This is a genomic window from Loktanella salsilacus (genome assembly GCF_900114485.1).
GTDB classification, from domain to species: domain Bacteria; phylum Pseudomonadota; class Alphaproteobacteria; order Rhodobacterales; family Rhodobacteraceae; genus Loktanella; species Loktanella salsilacus.
Window position 1 is genome coordinate 1 of sequence record NZ_FOTF01000041.1, and the last position, 14,475, is coordinate 14,475.

16 protein-coding genes and 1 pseudogene are annotated in these 14,475 nt (G+C 61.3%); 13 read left to right on the top strand and 4 right to left on the bottom strand.

The annotated features are described in order from the left end of the window. The first annotated feature begins 341 nt into the window (after nucleotides 1-341). The 5 genes from phnC to BM131_RS18930 all read left to right on the top strand — a co-directional run bounded on the left by phnC (nucleotide 342) and on the right by BM131_RS18930 (nucleotide 4,972). Complete coding sequence (phnC, locus tag BM131_RS18910; protein ID WP_090191975.1) at nucleotides 342-1,157, top strand: phosphonate ABC transporter ATP-binding protein; 816 nt, start codon at nucleotides 342-344, stop codon at nucleotides 1,155-1,157. Between the two features lie 56 nt (nucleotides 1,158-1,213). Further along, nucleotides 1,214-2,113: a phosphonate ABC transporter substrate-binding protein gene (phnD, locus tag BM131_RS18915; RefSeq protein WP_090191951.1), complete on the top strand. Its 900-nt coding sequence runs from the start codon at nucleotides 1,214-1,216 to the stop codon at nucleotides 2,111-2,113. Between the two features lie 74 nt (nucleotides 2,114-2,187). Beyond that, nucleotides 2,188-3,051, top strand: a complete 864-nt coding sequence (phnE, locus tag BM131_RS18920; RefSeq protein ID WP_090191952.1) for a phosphonate ABC transporter, permease protein PhnE — start codon at nucleotides 2,188-2,190, stop codon at nucleotides 3,049-3,051. After that, nucleotides 3,048-4,361, top strand: coding sequence for a phosphonate ABC transporter, permease protein PhnE (gene phnE / locus BM131_RS18925; RefSeq protein ID WP_090191954.1), 1,314 nt, complete (start codon nucleotides 3,048-3,050; stop codon nucleotides 4,359-4,361). The genes phnE (BM131_RS18920) and phnE (BM131_RS18925) overlap by 4 nt, the downstream gene beginning before the upstream one ends. After that, complete coding sequence (locus tag BM131_RS18930; RefSeq protein ID WP_090191955.1) at nucleotides 4,361-4,972, top strand: LbetaH domain-containing protein; 612 nt, start codon at nucleotides 4,361-4,363, stop codon at nucleotides 4,970-4,972. Before phnE (BM131_RS18925) ends, BM131_RS18930 begins: the two co-directional genes overlap by 1 nt. Here BM131_RS18930 and BM131_RS18935 read toward each other — a convergent pair. Further along, nucleotides 4,937-6,115 carry an alpha-D-ribose 1-methylphosphonate 5-triphosphate diphosphatase gene (locus BM131_RS18935; protein WP_090191957.1) on the bottom strand — a complete coding sequence of 393 codons (1,179 nt, stop codon included), beginning with the start codon at nucleotides 6,113-6,115 and terminating at the stop codon, nucleotides 4,937-4,939. The two genes, BM131_RS18930 and BM131_RS18935, sit on opposite strands and share 36 nt — an antisense overlap. A gap of 45 nt (nucleotides 6,116-6,160) precedes the next feature. Continuing rightward, complete coding sequence (phnF, locus tag BM131_RS18940) at nucleotides 6,161-6,892, bottom strand: phosphonate metabolism transcriptional regulator PhnF (RefSeq protein WP_090191958.1); 732 nt, start codon at nucleotides 6,890-6,892, stop codon at nucleotides 6,161-6,163. A gap of 87 nt (nucleotides 6,893-6,979) precedes the next feature. Between phnF and phnG the strand changes: the two genes are divergently transcribed. From phnG to phnN, 7 genes are all read left to right on the top strand, one after another. Next, nucleotides 6,980-7,423, top strand: a complete 444-nt coding sequence (gene phnG / locus BM131_RS18945; RefSeq protein WP_090191959.1) for a phosphonate C-P lyase system protein PhnG — start codon at nucleotides 6,980-6,982, stop codon at nucleotides 7,421-7,423. Then, complete coding sequence (gene phnH / locus BM131_RS18950; RefSeq protein WP_090191960.1) at nucleotides 7,423-7,986, top strand: phosphonate C-P lyase system protein PhnH; 564 nt, start codon at nucleotides 7,423-7,425, stop codon at nucleotides 7,984-7,986. Before phnG ends, phnH begins: the two co-directional genes overlap by 1 nt. Continuing rightward, a complete protein-coding gene (locus tag BM131_RS18955; RefSeq protein WP_090191963.1) occupies nucleotides 7,986-9,062 on the top strand; it encodes a carbon-phosphorus lyase complex subunit in 1,077 nt (358 codons plus the stop codon). Before phnH ends, BM131_RS18955 begins: the two co-directional genes overlap by 1 nt. Nucleotides 9,063-9,128: 66 nt before the next feature. Continuing rightward, nucleotides 9,129-9,989 carry an alpha-D-ribose 1-methylphosphonate 5-phosphate C-P-lyase PhnJ gene (locus tag BM131_RS18960; protein WP_090191965.1) on the top strand — a complete coding sequence of 287 codons (861 nt, stop codon included), beginning with the start codon at nucleotides 9,129-9,131 and terminating at the stop codon, nucleotides 9,987-9,989. After that, complete coding sequence (gene phnK / locus BM131_RS18965; RefSeq protein ID WP_090191967.1) at nucleotides 9,986-10,756, top strand: phosphonate C-P lyase system protein PhnK; 771 nt, start codon at nucleotides 9,986-9,988, stop codon at nucleotides 10,754-10,756. Before BM131_RS18960 ends, phnK begins: the two co-directional genes overlap by 4 nt. A 68-nt stretch (nucleotides 10,757-10,824) precedes the next feature. Beyond that, a complete protein-coding gene (gene phnL, locus BM131_RS18970; RefSeq protein WP_090191977.1) occupies nucleotides 10,825-11,508 on the top strand; it encodes a phosphonate C-P lyase system protein PhnL in 684 nt (227 codons plus the stop codon). Beyond that, on the top strand, nucleotides 11,505-12,050 hold the full coding sequence (phnN, locus tag BM131_RS18975) for a phosphonate metabolism protein/1,5-bisphosphokinase (PRPP-forming) PhnN (RefSeq protein WP_090191969.1): 546 nt from the start codon (nucleotides 11,505-11,507) through the stop codon (nucleotides 12,048-12,050). The genes phnL and phnN overlap by 4 nt, the downstream gene beginning before the upstream one ends. Here phnN and BM131_RS18980 read toward each other — a convergent pair. Beyond that, a complete protein-coding gene (locus BM131_RS18980) occupies nucleotides 12,032-12,706 on the bottom strand; it encodes a DUF1045 domain-containing protein (RefSeq protein ID WP_090191971.1) in 675 nt (224 codons plus the stop codon). The two genes, phnN and BM131_RS18980, sit on opposite strands and share 19 nt — an antisense overlap. A gap of 49 nt (nucleotides 12,707-12,755) precedes the next feature. On the opposite strand from BM131_RS18980, the gene BM131_RS18985 reads away from it, so the two are divergent. Beyond that, nucleotides 12,756-13,901, top strand: a complete 1,146-nt coding sequence (locus BM131_RS18985; protein ID WP_090191973.1) for an alpha-D-ribose 1-methylphosphonate 5-triphosphate diphosphatase — start codon at nucleotides 12,756-12,758, stop codon at nucleotides 13,899-13,901. A 74-nt stretch (nucleotides 13,902-13,975) separates the two neighbouring features. Here BM131_RS18985 and BM131_RS18990 read toward each other — a convergent pair. Further along, nucleotides 13,976-14,260, bottom strand: a pseudogene (locus tag BM131_RS18990) (transposase); the annotation flags it as partial. Nucleotides 14,261-14,475: the final 215 nt, after the last annotated feature.

Here is a 14,475-nt window from a genome sequence, read left to right on the forward strand (position 1 = left end):
TTGCAGCGCTTCGCCGAAGCCATAGAGGGGGTTTCTGTGCCTGATCTTCCCGGTATGGACCGTGATATCCAGGAGCGAGCAGAGGCGATGATCGCTCTTTGCAGGGAGCGGGTTACGGCCTTCAGATAAATAATGCGACTTTGTACTTCGGTAGATCAAAGCAAAAACGCTGATCTAAAAAAGGGAAACCTCATTGCAAATGTGGATAGTGCATCATTCCTTGCGACCTCTATAAAGTTGGAATGAACCCTGCATTGTCACGGTACCGTCACAACCCTTAAACAAAACTGAATCCTGCAGACCCTAGGTGTCCCCCAATCGAAACGCCCGGGGGGATGTCTATGCTGCAGGTCAAGACACTAACGAAACGCTTTGGCGAACGCACGGCGGTGGATAAGATATCGTTCGACGTGGCTGGCCCTTGCATGATCGGGATCATCGGTGCCTCGGGTGCCGGCAAGTCCACCTTTTTGCGCATGATGAACCGGCTGACGGATGCGACCAGCGGTGCGATTACTTACCGCGGCGCGGATGTTACCTCGCTGCGGGGCAGCGCGCGCCGCCAGTGGCAGTCGCAATGCGCTATGATCTTTCAGCAGTTCAATCTTGTGCCGCGCATGGATGTGGTCAGCAACGTGCTGCACGGCACGCTGAACCGGCGGTCGACGCTGTCGACGATGTTCAACTTGTATCCGACCGAAGACATTCACCGCGCCATTGCGATCCTTGATCGTCTTGGCATTGCCGATCACGCGCCGAAACGTGCAGAGGCATTGTCTGGCGGCCAACAGCAGCGCGTGGCCATCGCCCGCGCCTTGATGCAGGACCCGGCGATCATCCTTGCCGATGAACCCATTGCCTCGCTCGACCCGATGAACGCGCAGATTGTAATGGACGCCTTGCGCCGCATCCATGACGAGGACGGCCGCACGGTTATCGCCAACTTGCACACCCTTGATACGGCCCGCCGCTATTGCGACCGCGTAATCGGCATGCGGCAGGGACGCATCGTGTTTGACGGCACGCCCGCGCAGCTAACGACCGGCGTTGCCCGCGACATTTATGGCGCGGACGCCTCGTTTTCAGAGGCCGCGACATCCACCCAGATCGAGACGCTAGAGCAATCGCTGATCCGTGAAGCGGAAGCCTTCGTCTGACCCTTTTCCACCCTGCCTGATCGGTGCGCCGACAGGATCATAAACCGGAGACGACCATGAACCGACTGATCGCCATCGCACTCGCGACTACTGCCCTGACGGGTGCGGCTCACGCCCAAGACGCCATCACTGAATTCCGCATTGGCATTCTGGGCGGCGAAAATGCGCAGGATCGCATGAACTCTTACGAGTGCCTTAAGTCCTACACCGAAGAAGCGCTTGGCGTGCCAGTGCAGCTTTTCGCCCCGTCCGACTACAACGGCGTTATCCAAGGCCTGCTTGGCGGCACGCTCGACATGGCGTGGCTGGGTGCGTCGTCCTATGCCGCCGTCTACCTTGAAGATCCAGAGGTCGTGACGCCTGTGCTGGTCAAGGCGAACCTCGACGGCTCTTATACATATCACTCCATCGGGATCGCGCGCAAAGACAGCGGTATTACGTCCCTGCAGGACGCCAAGGGTAAGAAATTCGGCTTCGGTGATCCGAATTCCACCTCTGGCTTTTTGATCCCCTCTGTCGAAATCCCCGCCGAAATCGGCATGCCGATGGAAGACTTCTTTGGTGAGGTCGTCTTTACCGGTGGTCACGAGCAGACCATCGTTGCGGCCAACAACGGTGATATCGATGCAGGCGTGACCTGGGCCGACGGTCAGGGCAACTGGGAAGACGGCTACAACTCTGGCGCACTGCGCAAGGCCGTGGACGCGGGTCTGGTCGACATGAACGACATGGTCGAGATCTGGAAATCCAAGCCGATCCCAGAAGGCCCCGTCGTTGTTCGCAACGCGCTGCCTGATGATGTCAAACAGATCATGACCGATCTGGTCGCGGGACTTCAGGCCAAGGATGCCGACTGCGCATACGGCGTAGCGGCAGGCGATACATCGGGCTTCGTGCCGATCGACCATTCCTATTACGAGAGCATCATCGCGGTTCGCAAAGCAGCGTCGAACTGAAGCCATTTTTGACAACATCGCGGGTTCCGGCGCAGGCCGGGACCCGTTTTTTCATGTGATCATCAGGACAGACCATGACCTTTGCCGACCCTGACAGACGAAGCGGCATCCAGGACGGATACCTTGCACTGGTGGCCCGCCGGCGGCTTTATGGCGGGCTGACGCTGCTGATTTTTGTGCTGCTGATGTCCAGCGGATTTGTTATAGCTGACGGGCGCAACGCGGGCGGATTCTGGTCAGGCCTGTCCCAGCTTGGGGATTTTCCCGCAGGCGTGATAAGCGAAGCATGGCAGAAGCGCACCCAATTGCCCGCCCACATGCTGACTTATTTCCCGGCGCTGCTGGAAACCATCAATATCGCTGCCGTGTCGACCCTGCTGGGGGCGTTGTTCGGTCTGGTCCTGTCGCTGTTGTCGACACGCGGCCTGGCGCTTTGGCCCCGGCTGACACCGCTGTTCCGGCGCATCATGGACATCATGCGCGCGGTGCCCGAAATCGTCATCGCGCTTGTACTGATCTTTGTCATGGGCGGCGGCCCCGTGCCTGCGATGATCGCCATCGCGTTTCACACCTCTGGCGCGCTGGGTAAGCTTTTTTCAGAAGTCAGCGAAAACGCCGACCTGAAACCGGTCGAGGGGCTGTCTTCGGTGGGGGCCAATTGGTCTCAGCGGATGCTGCTGGGCGTGTTGCCGCAGGTGGCGCCAAATTACCTGTCCTATGCCCTGCTTCGGTTTGAAATCAACATTCGCGCCAGCGCGATCCTTGGTTTCGTCGGCGCGGGCGGGATCGGTTACGAGCTGAAGAACGCGATGTCATGGGGGCAGGGCAAATTCGACGAGGCGGCGGCGATCTTTCTGCTGCTATTCGGGACGATCGTGGTGTTCGATCAACTTTCGTCCATCGTCCGCAACCGTTTGACCAAAGGGGCCGCACTATGACCGTTGCCGATCTGGGCCTGTTGCAGGCCAGCGCCACCCGCCACGTTCAGCGCAAAAAGATTGCCACGCTTGCCGTGCCTGCGGTGATCCTGCTGTATCTGACCTATATCTTCTTTGCCTTTGAACTGCCCGGTCTGGCGGGGCGCGCGCGGTTGGACAATGCCGCGATCCTATTGTCGGACGCGGTCAGCTACAAAACCCACGTGACCCGCGACAGCCGCAGCGGCGATATTGAGGTCGCGATCGAGGGCGAGCGTAAGGGCACGTATCCCGGCGGCATGCGCCCAGACTGGATGACGACTGACGGTAACACGACCATCATCGACCTTGGCGGTGAAGAGGTCGTGACCCTGCTGCCGGATAATGCCTTTACCCTGTCCTTACCGGGCTATCCGCTGATCGAGGCGTCCCTTGTGAATGGCCGTGTCACCAGTAATCAGCCCGGCGATGCCCCCGATTGGATCAGCCAGTCCGGCACCCGCCTTGGCATCACAACGCCCCATGGCCGCGTCACCCTGACCCGGACCAAGACTGAGGTTTTTCACTATCAGCCGGGGTGGGAGCTGTTCTTTTTCACGCTCGATAGTCCGTACTTTGGTCACGGCCCGCTGGCTCTGGCATTCGGGCCGCAACTGGACGCGAACCGGAGCAACCTGACCGGCGTGTGGCAGGATTTTTGGTCGAACCGAATGTGGCGGCATTCCGACGTCGTCTGGGCGATTGGCGAGACGATCTTGATGGCCTTTCTCGGCACCTTTGGGGCCGCGATGATCGCTTTGCCGCTGGCCTTTCTGGCGGCGCGCAACTTTACGCCGCTGCGCATCGTCCGCTTCGGGTTTCGCAGGGTTTTCGACTTCGTGCGGGGGGTCGATGCGTTGATCTGGACGATCATGCTGTCGCGCGCCTTTGGCCCCGGACCGCTGACAGGGGCGCTAGCCATTCTGGTGACGGATACCGGCAGCTTCGGCAAGATCTTCTCGGAAGCGCTGGAAAACGTCGATGACAAACAGATCGAAGGCATCGCATCCACGGGGGCCAGTACCGTCCAGCGATATCGTTTCGGCGTCATTCCGCAGGTAACGCCGGTGCTGCTGTCACAGGCGCTATATTTTCTGGAATCCAACACCCGGTCCGCCACAATCATCGGGGCGATTACGGGCGGCGGTATCGGTCTGTTGCTGACGCAGGCGATGCAAACCCAGAAAGATTGGGAAGAGGTGACCTACTATATCATCCTGATCGTGCTGATGGTGATGGTGATGGACACAATCTCTGGCTGGTTGCGGCGCAAGCTGATCAAGGGGGAATGATGGCACGCTTGACCGAAGACCCCTGCGTCCACCCCGATTGCGAGCTGACGGATGTTACTTTTGGCCGCTACTGCGAGATCGGGCGCGGCAGTCGGATCCAGAACAGCCATTTGGATGACTACAGCTATTGCGACCGATACGCCGATATTGCCAATACGCAAGTCGGCAAGTTCGCCAATATCGCGGCCTTTGTGCGGATCGGGGCGACGGATCATCCGATGGACACGGCGTCGATGCATCACTTTTTGTATCGCGCCGCCGACTACTGGGATGATGCCGAAAACGACGCGGTGTTCTTTGCGCACCGCCGGTCGCGGACGACATGGATCGGTCATGACACTTGGATCGGCCACGCCGCGATGATCAAGCCAGAGGTCACGATTGGCCACGGTGCCATCGTTGCATCCGGTGCCATCGTCACACGGGACGTGGCACCCTATACCATCGTCGCGGGCACGCCTGCGGCCAAACTGCGGGATCGCCACGATCCGGCGGTGGTGGCCGACTTGCTGGCGCTGGCATGGTGGGACTGGCCCCATGACCGCCTGCGCACCGCGCTGGACGATTTTCGCAGCCTAAGCGCTACGGCGTTTGTCAAGCGTTACGGCTGACGCGTCGATCATGCGCGCCGCGACTGCACCCGACAGATAAGCGATGCGGCCCCCCGCGATAGTGCCTTCGATGCGGCGCGTCGCGCGGTTCACGATCGCAACGTCCGCGCGCTGGCCCGGCACCAGCGTGCCGCGATCCGTCAGACCCATAATCCGGGCAGGCGCGGTTGAGATCATGGCCCAAGCCTGGGCCAGTCCCATGACGCCGTCATCAACCAGCCGAAAGGCCGCTGCCCCCAGTGCGGGGTAATGGTAATCCGAGACCAACGCATCGCACAGCCCTGCGCGGATCAGGTCGATGGCGGCGATGTTGCCCGACTGGCTGCCGCCCCGCGCCACATTGGGCGCGCCCATCAGGACAGGGTTGCCTAAGTCGCGGGCAGCTTGCGCCGCTGCCACGGTCGTCGGAAATTCGCAGATATCCGCACCAAGGGCGGCAAAGCGGTGCCGTGTGGCAGCATCAGTATCGTCATGCGACCCACTGCGCACGCCCATCGCTCTGAACGCCCGTGCCAGCCGCGCGACAGAGGTTGGAACCTCTGCGCTGCGGGCCGCAACGCCGTCCGCAAGGGCGACGAAGTCCGGCATGTTGTAGCCAGCGCGTAGCGCCCAACTGGCCAGCGCGGCGGGATTATGCTGCGCCAGAAACGCGGGTTCATTCATGTGGTTGTTAAAGACGACATAGCCTGTGCCATGCTTGTGCAACGCCGCCAGCAGACGGTCAGCCGTGTCTAGCGCAAAGGTCTCATACCGGATTTGCAGGTGCAGGTCGCAAAGTGCTTCTGATCTGTAGGCGGCTAGCCCGGCCATCACCGTTTCGGCGTAATCTGCACCACGCAAACCGCCTTCCCATGACCAGCTTTGGGCCAGAAATGCGGTCGTGACGCCGTGGGTGGCCATGTCCCGGTCAGTGCCGCGCAACCCGTCGATCAGCGGAAATGGCGCGGCGGGACGGGGCGCGATATGCCGCTCGAACGCGTCGCCGTGCAGATCGATGATCCCCGGCAGCAGGTCATAGCCGCGCAGGTCAACGGTTAGGCCTGCGGTATCGGTAATCTGGCCCTGGTCGATTGACAGGACGCCATCACGCAAGTCATCGCCTTGCAATACGCGGGCACCTGTGAGGGTCAGATGAGGTGTCATGGGCTGGCTCCGCTGATGTTTCGGCGGGTGTCGCGCAATCGTGTATCAGCCGTGTGACGCTGCGCTGTCGCCGCCTTGCATATGCAGCGTCACCCGGTCCCCTGCGAACCATGTTTGTCCGAATTCTACGGCACGTCCGTCGGCGCTGCGATTGACAGACTCTGACAGGATCAAGGCCGCGCCTTCCTTGACCCGCAGTTGGCCTGCCTGCACTGCCGACGCGTTGCGAGCCGAAATGTGTGTTGATGTCCGGGTCCAGTCTGTAATCCCTGACAGCGCCAAGGCTTGCGTGACACTTTCTGTCGTTTTCAAGTCCGCCTCGAACCGGTCGGGCAGCCAGCCGGGAAAGCATGATGTGAAGAGCGCGATGGGTGTGCCGTCAGCGAAGGAAACGCCTGTCGCCAGAATAATGGTGGCTGGATCGTCCAGACCAAGGATACGCGCCTCAGTCGGGGTCGGGTGACGGCGGTCCAGCGTCAGGATCTGCCGCCCGGGCATCCGCCCGGCGGCTGACAGATTGCGGTGAAAGCTGACCCGCCCGCCAATCGGATAGGTTGCCGCCCCTGCGGTGACAAAGACGCCGGCGCCGCGCCGGGCATGCACGCGGCCTTCTTCCGATAGATGTTTCAATGCGTGCCGGACCGTGTGGCGATTGACACCAAAGCGCGCGGCTAAGGCGGCCTCTGTCGGCATTTGGTCGCCGGATGTGTAGCGTCCCTGCGCGATGTCATCGCGTAACGCTGTTGCAATGGCGGACCAGACAGGTGTGCGCGTCATGAAAGTTTCACATCTCTTGTGTTGCGACGGATCGCGGGCGGGCGTAACATTTGTCTAGTTATATAGTAATCTAATCGAGTTGTCGAGATGACCGAAAGCACCGACCGCAAGACCTGGCTAGGATTGCTGGCACGCGCACCGCAGGGCCGCATCGCATCGCTGCTGTCGCAGGTCGGTCCGGTTCCGCCCGCGACCGATCTGCGACGGCCAGAGGCCGGCAGCGTCATGGTGCAAGGGCGTGCTGGCGGAACCGGCAATGCGTTCAATCTGGGTGAGATGACCGTGACACGGTGCAGTTTGCAATTGCCCTGCGGCACCGTCGGGCATGGTTATGTGCAGGGCCGGTCAAAGACTGACGCGCGTGCGGCGGCCGTCGTGGATGCGCTGCTGCAAACCGATCACGCGGACCGGGTCCACGCTACTGTAACGGCCCCCCTCGCGGCAGAGGCGGCGGCACGGCAAAAGTCGCGCGCTGCGAAGGCTGCGGCGACGCGGGTCGAATTCTTTACGCTGGTCCGGGGGGAAGACTGATGGACAACGCAGCCCTGCAAGGTGGGTTCATTGACCCCGCCCGCGACGCCGCCCGCGCCTTTCGCGCTGGCATGGAGGCGATGGCCCGCCCCGGCACGATCCAGACCCTGAATGGCTGCACAGCGCCTGCGCCGATGTCGGTTGCGGCCGCGACGCTGCTGTCCACTCTGTGCGACGCAGAAACGCCGCTGCATCTGGCAGGGACCTGTGACACCGACGGGGTGCGTAAGTGGGTGCGGTTCCACCTTGGCGCACCATTGGTGGGGCGGGCGGATGCCATGTTCGCGGTCGGTGACTGGGATGCTTTGGCGCCGCTGGACGCATACGCGGTCGGCACACCGGACTATCCCGACCGATCCGCGACGCTGATCGTGGAAGTCGCAGCGCTGACGAACACCGGCGCTACGCTGACCGGCCCCGGCATTGCACAGACGGCGACCCTATCGCTGCCGGACGGTCTGCTGGCCGCACGTGTCGCCCGATATCCCTTGGGGATCGATTTCTATTTCACCTGCGGCGATCGTATTGCCGCCCTGCCGCGCACGACGAAAGGGGCCCGCTGATGTATGTCGCCGTAAAGGGGGGCGAACGCGCCATCGATAATGCCCATGCTTGGCTGGCCGAGGAACGGCGCGGTGACCTAGCTGTGCCAGAGCTGACCACAGCGCAGATCCGCGAACAGATGACGCTCGCCGTGAACCGGGTCATGGCCGAGGGGTCGCTTTATGATCCTGACCTCGCGGCGTTGGCCATCAAGCAGGCGCGGGGCGATCTGATCGAGGCGATCTTTCTAATCCGCGCCTATCGCACCACTTTACCGCGTTTCGGGTCCAGCCTTCCGGTGGATACCGGTGCAATGGCTTGTGACCGCCGCATCAGCGCAACCTTTAAGGATTTGCCCGGTGGGCAGGTGCTTGGGCCTACATTTGATTACACCCACCGCCTGCTGGATTTCATGCTGGCTGCGGACGGCGACGTGCCTGCGGCACCCGAAATGCCGGTCGATCCAGCTCCGGTCCCGCATGTCATGTCGTTTCTAAACAGCGAGGGTCTGATTGCACAGGAAACCTGCGATGGCACACCCGCGCCCGACCTGACCCGCGCGCCGCTAGAATTACCCGCCGCGCGAGCGCTGCGGTTGCAGGCATTGACGCGGGGTGACGAAGGCTTTGTGCTGGGCATGGCCTATTCCACGCAGCGCGGCTACGCCCGCAACCATGCCTTTGTCGGCGAATTGCGCATCGGGACAGTGCCGGTCGAGATGGAGATCCCAGAGCTGGGGATCAGTATCGAGATCGGCGAGATCACCTTGACCGAATGCGAGACGGTGAACCAATTCACCGGGTCCAAGACAGAGCCGGCGCAGTTCACGCGTGGTTATGGTCTTGTATTTGGCCAGACTGAGCGCAAGGCGATCTCTATGGCGCTGGTCGACCGGGCGCTGCGCTGGGAAGAGTTGGGCGAGGATGATCAGGGCGCGCCTGCGCAGGATGCGGAATTCGTGCTGTATCATTGCGACAACATTCAGGCGACGGGATTCTTAGAGCATATCAAATTACCACATTATGTTGATTTTCAGTCAGAGCTGGAATTGGTGCGCAAACTGCGCCGGGATGCCACCGGGCAGGGTGCGGAATGATGCCTTGCGTGTCGCAGGGCAGCCTCGGGTGGGCGTTTAATTTGCAAGATCAACGGGGAATGTCGCGTGTCTGATTACAACTTTGCTTATCTGGACGAGCAAACCAAGCGGATGATCCGCCGCGCGATCCTAAAGGGTTTGGCGATCCCCGGGTATCAGGTGCCCTTTGCTAGTCGGGAAATGCCGATGCCCTATGGCTGGGGCACGGGCGGTGTGCAGGTCAGCGCTGCCGTGCTGTGCCCCGAGGATACGTTGAAGGTCATCGATCAGGGGGCCGACGACACGACGAATGCAGTTTCGATCCGCAGGTTCTTTGAACGCACGGCGCAGATTGCGGTGACGACGGCGACGGCTGATGCCACTGTTATTCAGACTCGCCACCGTATCCCCGAAGAGCCGCTGCGGGACGGTCAGATTCTTGTCTATCAGGTGCCGATCCCGGAACCCCTGCGGTTTCTAGAGCCGCGCGAGTCGGAGACGCGCAAGATGCATGCGCTGGAGGAATACGGGCTGATGCATGTGAAGCTGTATGAGGACATCAGTCGCCACGGGCATATTGCCACCGCCTATGCCTATCCGGTTAAGGTGGCGGACCGCTACGTCATGGACCCGTCACCGATCCCGAAGTTCGACAACCCCAAGATGGAGATGGCCGCGATCCAGCTTTTCGGCGCGGGGCGCGAGCAACGCATCTATGCGCTGCCACCCTTCACGCGTGTCGTCAGCCTTGATTTCGAGGATCATCCCTTTGTCGCCAGCAAGGCAGATCATCCTTGCGGGCTTTGCGGCGCGCAGGACAGCTATTTAGACGAGGTTATCGTGGACGATGCGGGCGGGCGCATGTTCGTATGTTCGGACACGGATTATTGCGCCGGGCGGCAGGTGGATGGCCACCGGGGCAGCGATAACAAGGAGTATGCCGCATGACGCCTTTGTTACAGGTTAAGGGGCTGACCAAGACTTACGGGCGGCACATCGGCTGCCGGGACGTGTCGTTCGATTTATTCCCGGGCGAGGTCATGGGGATTGTCGGCGAAAGCGGGTCTGGAAAGTCCACACTGCTGAACAGTATGGCGGGGCATGTGGTGCCGGATGCGGGGCAGGTGATCTTTGACACGCGCGATGCCGGTCCCCGCGATACGCGGGCGATGAGTGAGCCAGAGCGGCGGATGCTATCGCGCACCGATTGGGCTTTTGTCCACCAGCACGCCCGCGACGGCTTGCGGATGGGGGTAAGTGCGGGCGGCAATGTTGGCGAGCGTTTGATGGCGGTGGGCGCGCGCAATTACGGCGCGATCCGTGCCAGTGCGATTGACTGGCTGGACCGGGTAGAAATCCGCGCTGACCGGATCGATGACCGGCCCACGACTTTTTCGGGTGGCATGCAGCAGCGGTTGCAGATTGCGCGCAATCTGGTGACCGGACCACGTTTGGTGTTCATGGATGAGCCGACGGGCGGCCTAGATGTCAGCGTGCAAGCGCGGCTGTTGGACCTGCTGCGCGGTCTGGTGCGGGACATGGGGTTGTCGGCGATCATCGTGACGCATGACTTGGCCGTCGTGCGCCTGCTGGCGGACCGGTTGATGGTAATGAAGGGCGGTGATGTCGTGGAAACCGGTCTGACCGATCAGGTTTTGGATGATCCGCAGCATGGCTACACCCAGCTGTTGGTGAGTTCCGTGTTGCAGGTGTGACAGGGGGCGCTGCCCCCGCGGCTGCGCCGCCCCCCCGAGGTATTTGGAACCAGAAGAAGATGGACGCCATGATCGAAATTTCGGACCTGACGAAGACATTCACACTGCACAATCAGGGCGGTGCGGTGATTGAGGTGATGCGCGATGCGGCGCTGTCGGTGGCCCCGGGTGAATGCGTCGGGCTTGTCGGCGCCTCTGGTGCTGGCAAGTCGACTCTGATGCGGATGATCTATGGCAATTATTTAGCTGCAAGCGGGCGGATCATTGTGGGCGACGTCGATGTCGCAACGGCGGCCCCCCGCGAAATCTTGGCGTTGCGCCGCGAGACCTTGGGATATGTTAGCCAGTTCCTGCGGGTCGTCCCTCGGGTCCCGACGCTGGATGTGGTGGCAGAGCCGCTGTTGGCGCTTGGCGTGCCAGAGGCCACGGCGCAGGCGCGTGCCGCAGATTTGCTGGCGCAGCTCAACATTCCGCGCACATTGTGGCGCCTGTCGCCTACCACTTTTTCCGGCGGGGAACAGCAGCGGGTAAATATCGCGCGGGGGTTCGCACATGACTATCCGGCGCTGTTATTGGACGAGCCGACCGCGAGCCTTGATGCCCGTAACCGCGCCGTCGTGCTGGACTTGATCCTTGCGGCCAAGGCGCGGGGGGCGGCCATTGTTGGCATTTTTCACGATACAGAGGCACGCGACCAGGTCTGCGATAGGACCATCGACGTCGCACGTTTTACGCCGGGGATGGCCGCGTGACGCATGGACGCTTGATCGCGGTTGTCGGCCCATCTGGGGTGGGCAAGGACAGCGTTATCGACGGGCTTTGCCGGGTGCGGCCCGCTTTGCACCGGGTGCGGCGTGTCATCACACGCGACGCTGATGCGGGCGGCGAGGATTTCGACGCCCGTTCGCAGGACGACTTTGAGGAGATGGTTGCGCAGGGTCTATTTTGTTTGGATTGGGCGGCGCATGGCTTGCGCTATGGCATCAGGAGCAATGTCCTGACGCGGCTGGCGCGGGGAGAGGATTGCATCGTCAATCTGTCGCGCGCCGTGCTGGCAGAGGCGGCTCATCTGGCACCGGACTTTGTCGTTCTGGCGCTGACCGCGTCACCAAAGGTACTGCAGGAGCGGCTGGCAGGCCGTGCGCGCGAGACGGAGGCAGAGATCGCGGCAAGGCTGGCGCGCGATGCAGCCTGCGTCCCGGCGGACCTGAATGTCATGTCGGTATCGAATGACGGCCCGTTAGACGACACCGTCATGCGGGTTTTGGCGGGAATTTACCCGGCGAGGGGATAGCTATGGATCAGGCGAAAAAAGCCGTCTGCCTGCTGGCCGACAAGAGCGATTTGGTCGATCAAAAACGGTGCGGGCAGGGCAGGCAACGCTTGTTTCAGGCAATCTTGCGCTACACGCAACTGGTCGTCACCCAAGGACCCGGTCAGGGTGATGTGAAAGCGGAATTGATCGATGACATAGGGATAGCCCCAGCGCATCAAATACGCGTCCTGCGCCGGCGTCAGCCCGGCGGCGCGGCGGCGGGCAACCTCTGTTTCAGAGGCAGGCGCACGAAACATGTCGAAGTTTTGCACGCAATTTGCCGCCAGCGCGGTCAGATGCGTTTGATCGCCGACCGGGACCAGTGCGAGGAAACGGCCCAGTCGATCCAGCTGCAATCCTTCCAAGCTAACGGGGGCTTGCGCCTTGGCAAACTGCGCAAGGGCAGCGTCAAGGTCATCGACGCGCGTGCCGTCCGCCAAAGCAAAGGGCGGCTTCAGGGTGGCATGCAGACCGTATTTACGCGGGGCTTGCGCCAACGCGGCGATGCCGGGCACGTCCGGTTGCGCGACGGTGCAGCCCGCAGACACATCCCAGCCCAGCCACGCTGCTCCGGCAGCGGCAAGGGGCTGCATCCGGGGCACATAATAAATGGCATATCGCATGAACTCTGACATAAACCCTACCTTTGTTGCCGCGGCTGTGACCGATCCATATGACACTGCCATGACAGCGCCGGTCTGTCTTGCCAACGCGATGCTGGTTCTGGGAAACCGCGTCATGCACGGACGGGTAACCCTTTCCGATGGCAAGATTTCCGCGATTGATGAGGGGCCGGACGTGCCTGCGGGGGCGGTCGACTGCGGCGGGGATGTCCTGATGCCGGGGTTGATCGAGTTGCATACGGACAACCTTGAACGGCACATCCAGCCGCGTCCCGGCGTTGACTGGCCCCACGATGCTGCCATCCTCGCCCACGACGCTGAGCTGGCCGTTTGCGGAATTACGACAGTTTTTGACGCGATGCGCGTCGGGTCGGTGGTTTCGGATACTTCTGCCAATTATGCCAAATATGCGCGGGGGCTGGTCAGCGAATTGCTGGCTCTGCGCAAGGCTGGCGCACTGCGGATCAATCACCTGATCCATCTGCGCGCCGAGGTATGTTCGGAAACGCTGATAGCGGAGCTGGACGAGTTCGGGACCGATGACGCGGTCGGCCTGATTTCCCTGATGGATCACACCCCCGGTCAGCGCCAGTTCCGCGATCTGGAAAAGCTGCGCGCCTATGTCTGCGGCAAGCACGGCCTTTCAGAGGCTGGTTTTGCCGATCATGTTGCCCAGCAGAAAGCGTTGCAGGCCCGTCTGGGCGCCGCGCACGAGGCGGCCGCAGTGGCAGCGGCGGGGCGCATGGGCGCAGTGCTGGCCAGTCATGACGACACCACGGCCGCGCAGGTTCAAACGTCGGCGGGTCTGGGTATCAGGCTCGCCGAATTCCCCACGACGATCGAGGCGGCAAGCGCCTGCCGCGCCGCAGGCATTGCGGTCATCATGGGGGCCCCGAACCTGATCCGGGGCGGCTCGCATTCTGGGAATGTTGCGGCTGCCGAATTGGCACGCGCCGATCTTCTGGATATACTGTCATCGGATTACGTGCCCGCGGGATTAATACAGGCAGCCTTCGCACTGGGTGAGATCTGGAATGACCTGCCGCGTGCGATCGCCACGGTGACGACGACCCCCGCGCAGGCGACCGGCCTGACTGATCGTGGCTCTTTGGCCATCGGCCTGCGCGCGGATATTATCCGTGTGGCTGTCGCCGATGTGCGGCCGCGCCTCTGCGCAACCTGGGTTGCTGGCGTTAGGGTAGCATAGTCGGCGGGCTCTGAAGCAACGATTTCGTGGGACGTGTCATGAATTTTGTTTAGCCGGGTTGGCCCATGCGGGTTTCAGATACGTTCAAGCACGAAGCGATCATCAAACATTATGGCAAAATAGTTGCGGGCGGCAAACCATTCCCGAACATTTCGTCCACCTTTTTCGAGGTTGCGGATAGCCAGGTAGATCAGCTCAGTGACGGCGCCTTCGGTCGGGAATGATCCGCGGGTTTTGATCTATTTGCGGATCACTCTGTTCAAACTTTCTATCGCGTTCGTGGTGTAAATGATCTTCCGGATCGCCGGATCGAAGCCTAAGAACGCAATCACCTCCTGCCAGGCTCTGCGCCAAGCCGGTCCGCAGCCACCTCCTTGCGATCCTTCCAGGCGCACTTTGTCATAGCCAAGAATGATTGGCGGCCTTTCCTACCGTAGGTATAAATTTATGTTACATAATTCTCATTATGCGCTTTGTCAATGTACGCGCAAAGTTAGAATGTCTCACATCTGCAAAGTAGAAGTGTCACACTTCCCTCTTGATCAAGCAGGATTGGAGTGTGGCCGTGGGATTG